This window comes from Arthrobacter sp. 05T423, from assembly GCF_056396245.1.
In genome coordinates this window covers 54066-67992 of sequence record NZ_JBFTLC010000012.1, presented here as the reverse complement: position 1 = coordinate 67992, position 13927 = coordinate 54066, and the positions used below count along the sequence as shown (strand labels likewise).

The window sequence follows — 13927 nt, the reverse complement described above, 5'->3', positions numbered from 1 at the left end:
GTCTACCGCGCGACAAAGATGAAACTGTTGCGAGAGGAGTCCTGCGATGAGCACTGTGGACAGCTTCGGTTCAAAAGGCAAACTTAATGTAGCCGGAACCGAATACGAAATTTTCCGGTTGAACTCCGTTGAAGGTTCAGAAAACCTTCCGTTCAGCCTCAAGGTATTGCTTGAAAACCTGTTGAGGACCGAGGACGGCGCGAACATCACCGCCGATCACGTCCGGGCCCTGGCAGGATGGGACCCCAATGCCCAGCCCGACACCGAAATCCAGTTCACGCCTGCCCGCGTGATCATGCAGGACTTCACTGGTGTTCCCTGCGTGGTGGACCTTGCCACCATGCGCGAGGCAGTGAAGGAGCTCGGCGGCGATCCAAAGAGGGTGAACCCGCTTGCTCCGGCCGAGATGGTGATTGACCACTCCGTCCAGATCGACGTCTTCGGTAACTCCGGCGCACTGGAGCGCAACATGGAGATCGAATACCAGCGCAATGGTGAGCGCTACCAGTTCCTGCGCTGGGGCCAGACCGCGTTCGACGACTTCAAGGTTGTCCCGCCGGGAACCGGCATCGTGCACCAGGTCAACATCGAGTACCTGGCCCGCACCATCATGACCCGCGAAGTGGACGGCGCGCTGCGCGCGTACCCCGACACCTGCGTCGGCACTGACTCGCACACCACCATGGTCAACGGCATGGGTGTGCTCGGCTGGGGCGTCGGCGGCATCGAAGCTGAGGCTGCCATGCTGGGCCAGCCGGTTTCCATGCTGATCCCGCGCGTGGTCGGCTTCAAGCTCAGCGGCAGCATCCCTGCCGGTGCCACCGCCACCGACGTGGTGCTCACCATCACCGAGATGCTGCGAAAGCACGGTGTTGTTGGCAAGTTTGTGGAATTCTACGGCGAAGGCGTTGCCGCGGTGCCGCTGGCCAACCGCGCCACCATCGGCAACATGAGCCCGGAGTTCGGCTCCACGGCCGCCATGTTCCCGATCGACGACGTCACCCTCGACTACCTGCGCCTCACCGGCCGGCCCGACGAGAACGTTGCCCTGGTGGAGGCCTACGCCAAGGAGCAGGGCCTTTGGCACGATCCTTCCCGCGAACTGCGCTTCTCCGAGTACCTCGAGCTGGACCTCTCCACCGTGGTTCCTTCGATCGCCGGCCCGAAGCGTCCGCAGGACCGCATCGAGCTGACTGAGGCCAAGGACGAATTCCGCCACGACCTCAAGAACTATGTCACCCACGACGCCGACGCCGGCTCGCTGGACGAGTCGCTGGAGGAAAGCTTCCCGGCCTCCGACCCGCCATCCTTCACCACCGGCGCCACGCACGTGACCGACTCCGACCGCGTTCCCCCGAAGTACTCCGCCGCGCACGGCGCCGAAGGCCGGCTTTCCAGCCCCGTCGCCGTGAAGATGGAAGACGGCCGCGAGTTCGACCTGGACCACGGAGCGGTGACCATCGCGTCGATCACCTCCTGCACCAACACGTCCAACCCCTCGGTCATGCTTGCCGCCGCTGTGCTGGCCCGCAACGCCGTAAACAAGGGCCTCACCGCCAAGCCGTGGGTAAAGACCTCGGTCGCCCCGGGCTCCAAGGTAGTCACCGACTACTACGAGAAGTCGGGCCTCACCCCGTACCTGGAGAAGCTGGGCTTCTACATCGTGGGCTACGGCTGCGCCACCTGCATCGGCAACTCGGGCCCGCTGGAAACCGAGATCTCCGAGGCCATCCAGGCCAACGACCTCGCCGTCAGCGCCGTGCTCTCGGGCAACCGCAACTTCGAAGGCCGCATCAACCCGGACATCAAGATGAACTACCTGGCCTCCCCGCCGCTGGTCATCGCCTACGCCCTGGCCGGTTCCATGGACTTCGACTTCGACACCGACCCCCTGGGCAAGGACGAAGCAGGCAACGACGTCTTCCTCAAGGACATCTGGCCCAACCCGGTCGAGGTCCAGGAAGTCATCCACTCCTCCATCGACAAGGAGATGTTCGCCAGGGGCTACGAGGGAGTCTTCGAGGGCGACGCCCGCTGGAAGGCGCTCGACACCCCCGCCGGCGATACCTTCGCCTGGGACCCGAAGTCCACGTACGTCCGGAAGCCCCCGTACTTCGAGGGCATGAAGGCCCAGCCGGAGCCCGTACAGGACATCACCGGCGCCCGCGTGCTGCTCAAGCTCGGCGACTCCGTCACCACGGACCACATCTCCCCGGCCGGTTCGTTCAAGTCCGACACCCCTGCCGGCCAGTACCTGCTGGCCAACGGTGTGGAGCGCAAGGACTTCAACTCCTACGGCTCGCGCCGTGGCAACCACGAGGTCATGATCCGCGGCACGTTCGCGAACATCCGCATCAAGAACCAGCTCCTGGACGGCGTGGAGGGCGGCTTCACCCGCGACTTCACCCAGGCTGACGGCCCACAGGCCTACGTCTACGACGCCGCTCAGAACTACCAGGCAGCCGGCACCCCGCTGGTGGTCCTGGCGGGCAAGGAGTACGGCTCCGGTTCGTCCCGTGACTGGGCAGCCAAGGGCACGGCGCTGCTGGGCGTCAAGGCCGTCGTCGCCGAGAGCTACGAGCGCATCCACCGCTCCAACCTCATCGGCATGGGCGTTCTTCCGCTGCAGTTCCCGGCCGGCGAATCCGCTGCCACGCTGGGCCTGACGGGTACGGAAAGCTTTGCGGTTGAGGGCGTCACTGCCCTGAACGAAGGCACCACGCCCAAGACCCTCAAGGTCACCGCCACCGCCGACGACGGCTCCGCCAAGTCCTTCGACGCAGTGCTCCGCATCGACACCCCGGGTGAAGCGGACTACTACCGCAACGGCGGCATCCTGCAGTACGTTCTGCGCCAGATCTCCGCTAACTAGCGAGACCTAGCCGGGCGTGTCCCGGCAAGCAGAACGATAAGGCCCCGGCCGGTCAGCTGACCGGCCGGGGCCTCTGCGTTGCTGCAGGCGCAGAGGCGTTAGAGTTAATAGGCATGTCTACCAGCCGAAGGAGGGGCCGTTGGGAATCTTGGAGACCATCCGGAATCCGCAGGACCTGAGCAAGTTGTCCGCGGCGCAGCTGGATCAGCTGGCCGCAGAGGTCAGGGAATTCCTGATTGGCAACGTCTCCCAGACGGGAGGGCACCTGGGTCCCAACCTCGGCGTCGTTGAACTGACCATGGCCGTGCACCGGATCTTCGATTCGCCCCGCGACAGCATCGTCTTCGACACCGGCCACCAGTCATACGTGCATAAGCTCCTCACCGGGCGGCATGACTTCAGCACCCTCCGCCAGCAGGGCGGCCTGTCCGGCTACCCTGACCGTGCCGAGTCCGAGCATGACATCGTCGAGAGCTCCCACGCCTCGTCCTCGCTCTCCTGGGCTGACGGCATTTCACGCGCCCGCCAGCTGACCGGCGACGGCGACCGGTACGTCGTGGCCGTCGTCGGTGACGGTGCCCTCACCGGCGGCATGGCCTGGGAAGCCATCAACAACATCGCGGCGGACAAGAAGCGCCGCGTCGTGATCGTCGTGAACGACAACGGCCGCTCCTACGCGCCGACCGTGGGCGGCTTTGCCGACTACCTGGCGTCCCTGCGCCCCACCATCGACTCCCTCCGCGCCGCCCCCGCCTACGAGGGCGCCCTGGACTGGTGGAAGAAACGCCTCCAGAACGGCGGCCCCGCCGGCCAGTTCACCTACAAGAGCCTGCACGCCATGAAGAAGGGCATCAAGGACTGGTGGGCCCCGCAGGGCATGTTCGAGGACCTCGGCATGAAGTACATCGGCCCGGTGGATGGCCACAACCTCCAGGCCATGGAACACGCCCTGTCCACGGCCAAGAATTACGCCGGCCCGGTCATCGTGCACGCCATGACCGAGAAGGGCCACGGTTACGCGCCGGCCCGCGCCCATGAAGCGGACCAGTTCCACGCCGTCGGGATTATCGACCCCGAGACGGGTGAGCCCGCCGAGGCCGGCGGCGCGAAGTCCTGGACGTCGGTCTTCGCCGATGAAATCGCGGACATCGCCGACGAGCGCAAGGACATCGTGGGCATCACCGGCGCCATGCTCATCCCGGTGGGGCTGCACAAGTTCGCGGCACGGCACCCGGAACGCGTGTTCGACGTCGGCATCGCCGAACAGCACGCCCTCACCTCCGCCGCGGGCATGGCATTCGGTGGACTGCACCCTGTGGTCGCCGTCTACGCCACCTTCCTCAACCGCGCCTTCGACCAGCTGCTGATGGACGTCGCCCTGCACAAGGCCGGTGTGACCGTGGTCCTGGACCGCGCCGGCGTCACCGGTCCAGATGGCGCAAGCCACCACGGGATGTGGGACATGGCCATGGTCCAGATCGTTCCCGGGCTGCACCTGGCCGCGCCGCGCGACGCCACACGGCTGCGCGAGGAGCTGCGCGAAGCCGTCGCCGTCGAGGACGCTCCCACGGTCATCCGCTATTCCAAGGGAACGGTCGGGGCCGAAGTCGAGGCCATCGAACGGCTCGCCGACGGCGTGGACGTGCTGTCCCGCCGCCCGGCCGGGTCCACCGAGAACGACGTCCTGATCGTCAGCGTGGGCGCCATGTCCGAGCTTGCGCTGAACGTCGCCAACCGGCTGGGCGCGCAGGGCATCAGCTCCACCGTCGTGGACCCGCGCTGGGTCCTCCCGGTGCGGAAGTCAATCATCGCCCTGGCCGCCAGGCACCGGCTGGTCATCTGCATCGAGGACGGCGTCCGGGCCGGGGGAGTCGGCTCCAGGATCCGCCAGGAGATGCGCGCCGCCGGCGTGGACACCGCACTGAACGAGGTGGGCCTGCCGGTCGAGTTCCTGGACCACGGTACCCGGAGCCAGGTGCTGGAGCGCGTGGGCCTCACCGCCCAGCAGATCACTCACGACGTCGTTGCCCAGGTTCTCGGGACCAAGGTCCCGTTCGCCCGTCCGCTGCCCGGCCAGGAGCACCCCACCACCGGAAGCCTGCCCAAACTGTGAGGGAGCCCGCATCCCTGCAGCCGGGGGAACTGGTGGTGTCCCGCAACCGCAAATGGGACGGCTCGGCACACTGGGTGGTGCCCGGCCGGTACCTCGGCGAGGACCGGCACGGCTGGTGGATTTTCCAGCCGGCCAACGAGTTCTGCTCCCGGCCCGGCGCCGCCTTCTACACGGCATCCGATGCCGTGCTGTTGGTTCCGCGGACCGGCGACTTCGTGGTGACTTTCTACGACGACACCTATCCGGGCGACTTCCGCGTCTACGTCGACCTGGCCACCGGCCACGAGTGGCGCAGGATCAAGCCCGGCGTGACGGAATTCCATGTCATCGACATGGACCTCGACGTGATCCGCTCAGTGAAGCGCGGCGTGTTCGTTGACGACGAGGACGAGTTCGCCGAGCACCGGCTGCGCATGGAGTATCCTGAGACGCTGGTGCGCGCCATGCAGGCCGAGTGCGACGCCCTGTTCCTTGCCGTCAAGGGCCAGGACGCGCCGTTTGACGGCACAGACACCAGTTGGTTTACGAGAGGACGGGCATGAGCGGAATTATCCGGGTATACAAGCGCGACGACGAGGGAGCGCTTCTGTTCCGCGAAGCCTGGTACGACGAGGACTACAGCCAGTTCGTCACGAACCACGGCGCCGTGGGGCACCAGAGCAAGACCCAGGAGACCGACGTGCCGGACGCCGCGGCCGCTGAGCGCCTGATGGACGCCTTCGAGATGGCGTGCACCGAGGACGGCTACGCGGAGATTCCCGAGGAGCAACAGTACTGGGTGGTGGCCCAGTACGCGCTGAAGACCCGCGAGGGCACCAGCCGCGACCGCTACCTGGAGGAAAAGGCGAAGGACGCACTCTCCGGCCACCTCGCCTGGCGCGGCCTGGGCGTGGTGGACCGCTCGGAATTCAGCGACGCCAAGCTCAACATCTTCTGCCTTTGCCCGGACGTGAACAAGGCCGTGAACGCGATCAAGGTCTGCATCCGGGGCGAGGACCTGGACTTCACGAAACTGAGCATTGGTGCCGCCCCGTTCAGCGACCTCTCCGCCCTCAAGCTCAAGCATTCACCCAAGCAGGTGACCGGCTTCACCCTCTAAAGCAGTTCACGCACAAGGAAGGCAGCACATGACGAAGAAGTCAGCCCAGCCGGGCCGCACGCCGCTTCCGCGGGGCCTCGCCTCGCCCGACCGCAGAATCCTCGCCCATTCCGGCGTGGAGTCCCTTGAGCAGCTGGCCCAGTTCGGGCGGCGCCAGCTGACCGCGCTGCCGGGCATCTGCCCGCGGACCCTGGCCCAGCTTCAGGATGCGCTGGAGGAGCACGGCCTGGAGTTCGCCTCCGCCTAAGCAGGTTCCCCAGCCGGGCCCGGAAAGGCCGGCCGCGAAGGCTGCCGCCTGCGCCGTTATAGGGTGATTCCATGACTGAATACCGCCGTCTTGGAAAATCCGGGCTGACTGTCTCCGTCGTGGGCCTGGGCTGCAACAACCTGGGCCGGGCAAACACGGTGACCGAATCACAGGAGGGCACGGACGCCGTCGTGCATGCCGCCCTCGACGCCGGAGTGACGCTGTTCGACGTCGCGGACACCTACGGCCGTGAACCGGGACTCAGCGAAACGATGCTCGGCAGGGCCCTGGGGGCCAGGCGTGACGACGTCGTGGTGGCCACCAAGTTCGGCATGGACATGCGCGGAGCCAACGGGGAGGACTTCGGCGCCCGCGGTTCACGGCGCTATGTCATCCGGGCCGCGGAGGCCTCCCTGCGCCGGCTGGGCACCGACTACATCGACCTGTACCAGTTCCACACGCCCGACCCCCTGACGCCGATCGAGGAGACACTCGACGCGCTGAACGACCTCGTCACCAGCGGCAAGGTGCGCTACATCGGCCACTCGAACCGCGCCGGCTGGCAGATCGCCGAGGCCGAATTCGTGGCACGCGCCCGCGGCGGCGCCCGGTTTATCTCCGCGCAGAACCACTACAACCTGCTGGACCGCCGCGCCGAGCAGGAGGTCACCCCGGCGGCGGAGGCCTACGGGCTGGGTGTACTGCCGTACTTCCCGCTGGCCAACGGCCTCCTGACCGGCAAGTATGCGCAGGACCAGGCACCTGAAGGTTCACGCCTCAGCCACACGCGGACCAACCTGGTGCACGACGCCGACTGGCAGCAGCTCAAGGCATTCAGTGCCTTCGCCGCGGCCCGCGACCTGACCGAAGTTCAGGTGGCCTTCTCCTGGCTGGCGGCGCAGCCCTCGGTCGGCAGCGTAATTGCCGGCGCCACCCATCCGGAGCAGGTCCGGCAGAACGCGGGTGCGGTGGCCTGGGTGCCGGACCGGACCGAACTCGACGAACTGGATGCCATCTTCCCGCAGATCCCCAAGGTGGCCCTGTTCTGATGCCCTCCATCCTGATGGATGTTGATACCGGCATCGACGACGCCCTCGCGCTGGTCTACCTGCTGTCCCGGCCGGAGGTCCGGATAGAGGCCATCACGTGCACGGCCGGGAACGTGGGTGCCCGCCAGGTGGCACTGAACAACCTCGCGCTGCTGGAACTCTGCGGCAGGGCAGGCATTGAAGTCGCCGTGGGCGCGGAAGTGCCCCTGGAGATCCCGCTGGTCACCACGGAGGAAACCCACGGCCCGCAGGGGATCGGCTATGCCGAGCTCCCGCCGCCGATGCAGGAGATCTCCCCGCGGCATGCTGTGGATGTGTGGGTGGAAACGGCCCGGGCGCGCCCGGGCGAGATCACCGGGCTCATCACCGGGCCGCTGACCAACTTCGCGCTGGCATTGCGGGCTGAACCGGACCTGCCCAAACTGCTCAAAGGGCTGGTCATCATGGGCGGCTGCTTCAACTACCAAGGCAACACGACGCCGACGGCGGAGTGGAACGTTTCCGTGGACCCGCACGCTGCCGCCGAAGTCTTCGCGGCCTACAGCGGTCTCCCGGAGGAGAACCTTCCGGTGGTGTGTGGGCTCGAGACCACGGAACGCATCGAGCTGCGGCCCGAGCACCTGCAGCGGCTTGCCGAGGCCGCGGGAAGCGGACCCGAACTCGTGCTGCCCGAGCAGCCGGAAGGCCAGCGCAGCCGCTCGGGGAACCCGCTCGTGGCGTGCCTCTCGGATGCCATCCGCTTCTACATGGAGTTCCACCGGCTCTACGACCAGGGCTTCATCGCGCACATGCATGACGCCTTCGCCGCCGCCGCGGCCATCGGGCGCACTCCCTACGGGGCGCGGCCTGCCACCGTACACGTCGAAACGGAGTCGCCCCGCCTGGTCGGAACCACCGTCGCCGATTTCCGCGGCATCTGGAAGGAGCCGTCCAATGCCAGGATCGTCACCTCCAACGACCCCGCGCAGTGCTTCGACGAGCTGATCTCCTCGGTGGGCGCGCTGGCGGCCGCGGTGGGGCAGGGTTCTTCAAGCCATCGGGGCCGTAGCTAGCCGGGCCCATGGGTCGGTAGGATGGTAGCCGCGCCGAGGTGACATTAGGCGCCGCTTCCGCGCATGCGGAACATCACGCCACGGGTGCGGGACCCGCCGTTTTCAGCCTAAGGATCCACCATGTCACAGCCGTCCCTGACCCTTCCGCCCACGGACCGGAAGACCGTCCGCCGGCGCAGGCTGCTCGAACTGCTCGGCGCCGCTGCAATCGCCGCCACGTTCATCTTCCTGGTCCTGACCCAACCGGCCGACATCGCGGGCGGGCTCGGCAGCGTTTCCTCGCTCGTCGCTCTGGGCGGCTTCCTCATTGGCGCCCTCCTGCTGATCGTGGGCGTGCTCCCCACCCTGCCCACATCCACCGTGGTGCTCATCCCCGTGGCGCTGGTCCTGAACATCGTGCTGGGACAACTCATGGGCACCAGTGGCCTGCCGTTCTACCTCGACTCCATCGGCACCGTGCTCATCGCCGTCCTGGCCGGGCCCGCGGCCGGCGCCGCCACCGGCGCGCTGAGCAGTATCGTCTGGTCGTTCTTCAACCCGACTGTCCTGCCGTTCGCTGCGGGCGCGGCGCTGATCGGCTTCCTGGCCGGTGTGGCCGCCCGCTACGGTTTGTTCCGTCGTTTTTACCTGGCCCCGGTTGCCGGCTTCGTCACCGGTATCATCGCCGGCGTGGTGTCCGCGCCCATTGCAGCCTTCGTTTTCGGGGGCACGTCCGGTGCGGGCACCGGTGCGATCGTCAGCGCCTTCCGGGCCATGGGTGACACGCTGCTGGCGGCCATCACCAAGCAGGCCCTGATTTCCGACCCCATGGACAAAGCCATCGTCTTCGCTATTGCCGCCATGCTGGTCTACGCCCTGCCGCGGCGCACCACGTTCCAGTTCCCGTTCGTCCGCCGCTTCCGCGTCCTGGCCGGCAAGGAGCCGGCTGCGCGGAATTCCTGATCCCGGAACTCCCGCTCAGGTGGCCGCACGCCTCAACCCGCTGACGGAGCTGACGGCCGCCGCCGCCGTCCTGGTCATGACGACGGCGGCCGCCAGCTGGGCGGTTTCCCTCACCGTTGCCGTCGGCGCAGTGCTGCTGTCCGCCGCAGCGGGCACGGTGCGGCGGGTCCTCCTGGCCGCGGGAGCCATCATTGTGCCCTTCTGGCTTTCGCTGCTGCTGATCCACGGCCTCTTCTTCCCGGAGGGGCACACCGTGCTGGCCAGCTGGGGACCGGCCCGGGTCACAGCCGAAGGGCTGGCCTTCGCCCTGCAGATGGGGCTCCGGACCGCCGCCTTCGTCCTGGTTCTGATGGTGTTTTCCTTCAGCGTGAGGGTCCCCGAGCTGGTTGCCGCCCTGACGGCCCGCCGTGTCCCGCCGCAGGTCGGGTATGTGCTGGCCTCCACGCTGCTGCTTGCCCCGCTGGTCGCGGCACGGCTGGACAAGGTCCGGCAGGCGCAGGAGTCACGAGGACTCGTGGTGGGGCGGGGGTTCGGCAGCCGGGTTGCGGCCATCCGGCTGCAGATGGTTCCGCTGGTGCTCGGCCTGGTGCACGACGCCGGGATCCGGGCCCAGTCCCTCGACGCGCGGGGGTTCAGGGGCGCCGGTCCGCGGACCAGCTACACGGAGGTCCCCGATTCAGCCGCCCAGGCAAGCTTCCGCGTTATCGCCATCCTGCTGGCCCTGGCGTCCGTCGGCTGGCGGATCGCCGATTCACTGTTGGCCGGAGCCGCTTCCGGGGGAGGACCTGGATGATCGCGGACAGGACTGCGGCAACCACGCTGCTGGCGGCCATTGCCTCGTTTTCGTATCACGGCGATGCCAGCCCGGCACTGCACGGTGTGGAGGTGGCCGCCGTTCCGGGCACGCTGACGGCGGTGCTGGGCGGATCCGGCAGCGGAAAATCCACGCTGGGACGCCTGCTCGGGGCGTGGCTGCTCGGCGGGCGCGACGGAACGCTGGCCGGCACTCTGCAGCTGGAGGTGGCCGGATACCCGGAGGGCAGCAGGCCGCTGCGCTTTTCCGGAGCACCTGATGATCCGCGGATCGACCCCGGGGCGTGGGCACGGCACGTCGGCTACGTGCCGCAGGACGCAGCGTCCATGCTTTCGGCGGTGCGCGCAACGGTGGAGGAGGAACTCGCCTTCAGCCTGGAGAACCGCGGCGTCCCGCGCGACGAGATGGTGCGGACCGTGGCCGATATTGCCCGCCGGACAGGGCTCGACGGGCTCTTTCAGCGGGATCCCGCAACACTGTCCGGGGGAGAGCTCCGACGTTTGGCGGTGGGCTGCGCCGTGGTGGACGGGCCAGGCGTCCTGGTCCTCGACGAGCCGCTGGAATCCCTCGATGAAGCCGGGATCCGGACCGTGGTTGAGCTCGTGCATGCTGAGCTGGCCCGGGGTACCGCCGTTGTGGTGCTGAGCCAGCACGCCGATGAGCTGACCCGCGCGGCGGAGCGCTGGATGGTGTTGAAGGACGGGAAGGTGACGGCCGCAGGACCGCCTGGCCGGATCCTGCGGGGAGGGGCGCTGGCTGAGTCCGGCGTCGTGGTTACTTCGCGGGAGCCGGTGCCGCCGCCTCCCGCGCTGCAGGCGCTTCCCGTGGCGGAGCTAGCTGCCGGATCCCCGGCTGCTTTGGAGTTGGCGGACGTGGCGTTCGGTTTCGGGGCAGGCCAGCCTGCGTCGGGGGACTGCCTGCTCCTGGAAGATGCGAACCTGCAGGTGATGCCCGGGGAGATCGTGGCCGTCACTGGGCCCAACGGTGCCGGCAAGTCCACGCTGCTCCGGCTCTTCAACGGCCTGTACCGGCCGCTTCGCGGCGACGTCAGGGTGGTCGGCGAGTCCATTGCCGGGGTTCCCACGGGCCTGGTGGCCCGCCGGCTGGGGCTCCTGTTCCAGCACCCCCATGACCAGCTGTTCGAGCGGACCGTGCTGCGGGAGGTGCTGTTCGGGCTGGACCGCCTTTTTGGTCCCGAGGCGCCGGAACGGGCAAGCGCAGCCTTGGCGGCCGTCGGCCTTGAAGCCAGGGGCAACGCCCATCCCCATGAGCTACCGGCCTCAGGCCAGCGGCTGCTGGCCCTCGCCACCGTCCTGGCGCGCGAACCGTCCGTCCTGGCGCTCGACGAACCCACGGTGGCGCTGGACGCCCACGGCCTGGAGCGGCTCACGGCCGCCATGTCAGCGGCGGCCGGCCGCGGCGCCGCCGTCGTGATGGTCACGCACGACCTCGCGTTTGCTAAGTGTCACGCCCACCGGCTTCTCAGGCTCGACGGCGGCAGGCTCCGGCCGCACTGACCGGCTCCTTCAGGCGCAGGGGCCAGCGTCAGGAACGGGATGCTGCGCCAGCCGGCAGGAACCTCTTGCCGTTGACGCGCTCCGAGGCTCCCACCCTGTCGAGGTAGGGGGTGATCCCGCCCAGGAACATCGGCCAGCCAGCGCCCAGGATCATACACAAGTCGATGTCCTGGGGCGCGGTCACCACGCCCTCTTCGAGCATCAGCCCAACCTCTTCGGCCAGGGCGTACTGGGTCCGGCGCAGCACATGGTCTGCAGTTGACGGTGCGCTGCCGAAGGACATCAGGGCCGAGGTGGCTTCAGGGATTTCCTGCCGGCCGTCCTCAGCCGCGGACCACAGGGACCGAACGTTGTTATCGACCAGTTTCTGCAGGTTCTGCGAGACCGGGAAACGATCCCCGAAGGCAGCGTGCAGGGATTCCTGCACATGCTGGGCCACAGGAAGTCCAACCATGGCGAGGAGGGTGAACGGCGTCATGGGAAGTCCCATGGGGCGCAGCGCGGCGTCCGCAACCGCGGCTGGCGTGCCCTCGTCGAAGGCGGCCGTGACTTCGCCCAGGAGACGCAGCAGGATTCGGTTGACCACGAACGCCGGGGCATCCTTGACCAGGACAGCCGACTTTTTTAGGCCCTTGGCGAGTTCGAAGGCCGTGGCCAGCACGGCGTCGTCGGTCTTCGGTGCCCGAACGATTTCCAGAAGCGGCATGACGGCCACGGGATTAAAGAAGTGGAATCCCACTAGGCGCCCGGGATGCCGCAGGTCCGCAGCCATGGCCGTCACGGACAGTGAGGAGGTGTTGGTAGCGAGGATGCAGTCAGGCCGGATGATGGCTTCCAGCTCGGCGAACACCTGCTTCTTGACGTTGAGTTCCTCGAACACCGCCTCAATGACGAAGTCCGCGTCCGCGAACGGCTCCCTGGAAACCGACCCCGTCACGAGCGACTTAATCAGGGTGGCGGCGTCGCTGCCCAGCCGGCCCCTCGCGGCCAGCTTGTCCACTTCGTTGTGGACGTAGCTGACTCCCTTGTCCACCCGGTCCTGGTCGATGTCGGTCAGGACCACGGGAACCCCGAGCTGGCGCGCGAACAGCAGAGCGAGCTGGCTGGCCATCAGGCCGGCGCCCACCACGCCGATCTTCGTGACGGGCCTGGCGAGCTCGCGGGCTGGGGCGCCGGCGGGCCGCTTGGCCCGTTTCTGGACGAGGTCGAGGAAGGCGTAGACGGTGGCACGGAACTCGTCGGTCTGCATGAGGCCGGCCAGCGTTTCACATTCGAGCGCGGCCGACTCCGCCTGCGTCATGGTGCGGTTGGCTGACATGAGGTTCAGTACCTCGGCCGGCGCGGGGGAGGCATTTGACGTTTTGGTTTCCACGAAGGCGCGGCCGGCAGCCACCGCGTCCGCCCAGCGGGCGGCAACGGCTGGGTCCGCGGGATCGACGGCGGCGGGCCGTTCCTGGGCTGTGCCAGTGAGAACGCGCGCAGCCCAGGCGAGGGACTGTTCGAGGAAATCTTCCGGTTCGAACAGGGCATCCGCGATGCCGAGCTGGAAGGCTTCGCTGCCGGACAGGGTGCGGTTGTTATTCAGCGCGTTCTCGATCATCACCTTCACGGCATTCTCTGGCCCGATCAGCCGCGGCAGCAGGTACACGCCGCCCCACCCGGGCACCAGCCCCAGGAAGGCCTCGGGAAGAGCTAGTGCCCCGGCGCCGGCGGACACGGTGCGGTAGGTGGAGTGCAGGGCGATCTCCAGGCCGCCGCCAAAGGCCACGCCGTTGATGAAGGCGAAACTGGGAACGCCGAGATTGGCCAGCGAGGCGTAGACCTCGTGGCCCAGCTGCGCCATCCACAGTCCGTGTTCCCGCTCCCGCAGGGATGTGACCGCGGACAGGTCGGCGCCCGCAACGAAGAAGTTAGGCTTGCCCGTCACGCCCACGGCCGCGATCTCGCCCGCGGCGGCCCGCTCGCGCAGCACTTCGAGGACGGTGCCCAGTTCCACGAGGGTGTTGGGGCCAAGCGTGGTGGGCTTGGAAGGGCCCAGCCCGTTGTCCAGGGTGATCAGGGCGAGGATGCCAGGGCTTGCCTGACCGTCCCTGGCCGGGAGGTGAATATCCTGAACGGAGGAGTGAGTGACCGCCTCATCGGGGAAGAGATCGGCCAGCTTGCGGAAATCTGCGGCGCTCATTCTGTGGCTCCTCGTTGAGACGGGCGGGCCGGTCCGTGCC

General features: G+C 67.7%; 11 protein-coding genes. 10 read left to right on the top strand and 1 reads right to left on the bottom strand.

Annotated features, from left to right (window positions below; all coding sequences use genetic code 11):
• Positions 1–46 precede the first annotated feature (46 nt).
• From AC1DFE_RS11290 to AC1DFE_RS11245, 10 genes are all read left to right on the top strand, one after another.
• The gene (locus tag AC1DFE_RS11290; protein WP_476905966.1) at positions 47–2872 is read left to right on the top strand and encodes an aconitate hydratase; all 2826 of its coding nucleotides are present in this window, start codon (positions 47–49) and stop codon (positions 2870–2872) included.
• 139 nt (positions 2873–3011) lie between these two features.
• Positions 3012–4985 (top strand): 1-deoxy-D-xylulose-5-phosphate synthase, encoded by a 1974-nt coding sequence (gene dxs / locus AC1DFE_RS11285; RefSeq protein WP_476905965.1) that lies wholly within the window; start codon positions 3012–3014, stop codon positions 4983–4985.
• On the top strand, positions 4982–5527 hold the full coding sequence (locus tag AC1DFE_RS11280) for a DUF402 domain-containing protein (protein WP_476905964.1): 546 nt from the start codon (positions 4982–4984) through the stop codon (positions 5525–5527). The genes dxs and AC1DFE_RS11280 overlap by 4 nt, the downstream gene beginning before the upstream one ends.
• Positions 5524–6084, top strand: a complete 561-nt coding sequence (locus AC1DFE_RS11275) for a hypothetical protein (RefSeq protein ID WP_476905963.1) — start codon at positions 5524–5526, stop codon at positions 6082–6084. Before AC1DFE_RS11280 ends, AC1DFE_RS11275 begins: the two co-directional genes overlap by 4 nt.
• A gap of 28 nt (positions 6085–6112) precedes the next feature.
• Positions 6113–6331 carry a helix-hairpin-helix domain-containing protein gene (locus AC1DFE_RS11270; protein ID WP_476905962.1) on the top strand — a complete coding sequence of 73 codons (219 nt, stop codon included), beginning with the start codon at positions 6113–6115 and terminating at the stop codon, positions 6329–6331.
• A 71-nt stretch (positions 6332–6402) separates the two neighbouring features.
• Positions 6403–7380, top strand: coding sequence for an aldo/keto reductase (locus AC1DFE_RS11265; RefSeq protein ID WP_476905961.1), 978 nt, complete (start codon positions 6403–6405; stop codon positions 7378–7380).
• Positions 7380–8432, top strand: a complete 1053-nt coding sequence (locus AC1DFE_RS11260; protein WP_476905960.1) for a nucleoside hydrolase — start codon at positions 7380–7382, stop codon at positions 8430–8432. Before AC1DFE_RS11265 ends, AC1DFE_RS11260 begins: the two co-directional genes overlap by 1 nt.
• Before the next feature lie 120 nt (positions 8433–8552).
• Positions 8553–9374: an ECF transporter S component gene (locus AC1DFE_RS11255; protein WP_476905959.1), complete on the top strand. Its 822-nt coding sequence runs from the start codon at positions 8553–8555 to the stop codon at positions 9372–9374.
• 19 nt (positions 9375–9393) lie between these two features.
• Positions 9394–10167 carry an energy-coupling factor transporter transmembrane component T family protein gene (locus AC1DFE_RS11250; RefSeq protein WP_476905958.1) on the top strand — a complete coding sequence of 258 codons (774 nt, stop codon included), beginning with the start codon at positions 9394–9396 and terminating at the stop codon, positions 10165–10167.
• Positions 10164–11705 carry an ABC transporter ATP-binding protein gene (locus AC1DFE_RS11245; protein ID WP_476905957.1) on the top strand — a complete coding sequence of 514 codons (1542 nt, stop codon included), beginning with the start codon at positions 10164–10166 and terminating at the stop codon, positions 11703–11705. The genes AC1DFE_RS11250 and AC1DFE_RS11245 overlap by 4 nt, the downstream gene beginning before the upstream one ends.
• A gap of 28 nt (positions 11706–11733) precedes the next feature.
• Here the strand turns inward: AC1DFE_RS11245 and AC1DFE_RS11240 are convergent, their stop codons facing one another.
• On the bottom strand, positions 11734–13887 hold the full coding sequence (locus AC1DFE_RS11240; RefSeq protein ID WP_476905956.1) for a 3-hydroxyacyl-CoA dehydrogenase NAD-binding domain-containing protein: 2154 nt from the start codon (positions 13885–13887) through the stop codon (positions 11734–11736).
• Positions 13888–13927: the final 40 nt, after the last annotated feature.

What these genes read in the sequence shown, in the direction of transcription:
- AC1DFE_RS11290 (WP_476905966.1), top strand. Translation starts at nt 47, where the DNA reads ATGAGCACTGTGGACAGCTTCGGTTCAAAAGGCAAACTTAATGTAGCC.
- AC1DFE_RS11270 (WP_476905962.1), top strand. Translation starts at nt 6,113, where the DNA reads ATGACGAAGAAGTCAGCCCAGCCGGGCCGCACGCCGCTTCCGCGGGGC.
- AC1DFE_RS11265 (WP_476905961.1), top strand. Translation starts at nt 6,403, where the DNA reads ATGACTGAATACCGCCGTCTTGGAAAATCCGGGCTGACTGTCTCCGTC.
- AC1DFE_RS11255 (WP_476905959.1), top strand. Translation starts at nt 8,553, where the DNA reads ATGTCACAGCCGTCCCTGACCCTTCCGCCCACGGACCGGAAGACCGTC.
- AC1DFE_RS11275 (WP_476905963.1), top strand. Translation starts at nt 5,524, where the DNA reads ATGAGCGGAATTATCCGGGTATACAAGCGCGACGACGAGGGAGCGCTT.
- AC1DFE_RS11260 (WP_476905960.1), top strand. Translation starts at nt 7,380, where the DNA reads ATGCCCTCCATCCTGATGGATGTTGATACCGGCATCGACGACGCCCTC.
- AC1DFE_RS11245 (WP_476905957.1), top strand. Translation starts at nt 10,164, where the DNA reads ATGATCGCGGACAGGACTGCGGCAACCACGCTGCTGGCGGCCATTGCC.
- AC1DFE_RS11240 (WP_476905956.1), bottom strand. Translation starts at nt 13,887, where the DNA reads ATGAGCGCCGCAGATTTCCGCAAGCTGGCCGATCTCTTCCCCGATGAG.